The organism is Jannaschia maritima (assembly GCF_030973515.1).
GTDB classification, from domain to species: domain Bacteria; phylum Pseudomonadota; class Alphaproteobacteria; order Rhodobacterales; family Rhodobacteraceae; genus Jannaschia; species Jannaschia maritima.
Window position 1 is genome coordinate 1 of record NZ_JARGZA010000042.1, and the last position, 1,073, is coordinate 1,073.

The window sequence follows — 1,073 nt, forward strand, 5'->3', positions numbered from 1 at the left end:
CGATGCCCTCGCCCTGGCGCGCGAGGTCGGGGCGGCCCTGCGGGGCACGGTGGCGGAGCAGATGGACCACCTGCGCGCTCGCGCCGCCTTTCGCGCGCAGGCCCGCGGCAGCGTGGACCGCACCATGGCCGGCCTGGCGGGCAACCCCATGAAGACCGCGCATCACCCCGCCGCGGCGCTCGAAGCCCTGTTCCTGCGCCCCCGCGCCGCCAGCGCGTCCGGGGCCGATGCGATGGCGGAGGCCGCGGCCGACCTGCGCCGCCACCACGCGGCGCTCATCGCGGCGTTGCAGCCCGCCCTGGCGGACCTCGTGCTCGACCTCGCGCCGGAGCGGCTCGAAGCCGATGCGGGCGGCGGCACGTTCGGCAGCGGGCGGCGCAGACGAGCGTGGGAGTTGTTCGTGCAGCGCTGGGACGACAAGGTCGGCCCCCACGAGAACGGCATGCTCGACGCGTTCTTCGTGCGACTGGCCGAAGCCTATGGCCGCGCGTCGCGGCAGGGCGGGACCGATCCCGCCACGACGGAGGAGACCCCATGACCGCCGATTGGCTGACCGAACCCGTCACGGACGACGCGCCCTGCGGGCCGGATCTGGAACTGGCGGAGGACGACGATTTCCTCGACTACTATTACGAGGCGGAGGGACGGCTGCCCGACCGCTATGTCAGCGCGGGGCCGCAGCTGCGCGCCGACGCGCCCAGCCCCGACCGCATCTCCGACCCGCGCGACGTGGACCTGCGCGGGGAGCGGTCGGCGATCGACGGCCTCCTGCGGCGGTCGCGCGACCTGCGCCTGCTGTCGCTGCGCGCCCGGTGGGAGGCCCTGGCCCAGGACCCCGACGGCTTCGCGGACGCGGTCGAGGGGGTGGCGGCGGTGCTGGGCGCGTTCGGCGACGCGGTCCATCCCGCCCTGCCCGACCGCGCCCGCGACCGTCGCGCCGCCCTGGAAGCGCTGGCCAACCCCGCGACCGTGCTCCAGCCCCTGCAGTACCTGCCCCTGACCGGCGACCCGGACGTCACGTTCCGTCGCATCCAGGTGGCTCGCGGCGCCGTCGAACCACGCGCGGCAGAAAC

Annotated in this window: 2 protein-coding genes; both read left to right on the forward strand. The window is 75.7% G+C overall.

The window, feature by feature from the left end:
- A partial coding sequence (locus P0084_RS18475; RefSeq protein ID WP_308918367.1) for a type VI secretion system-associated FHA domain protein occupies nt 1-538 on the forward strand: 538 nt, incomplete at its 5' end.
- A partial coding sequence (locus tag P0084_RS18480) for a type VI secretion system ImpA family N-terminal domain-containing protein (protein ID WP_308918368.1) occupies nt 535-1,073 on the forward strand: 539 nt, incomplete at its 3' end. The genes P0084_RS18475 and P0084_RS18480, both read left to right, overlap by 4 nt.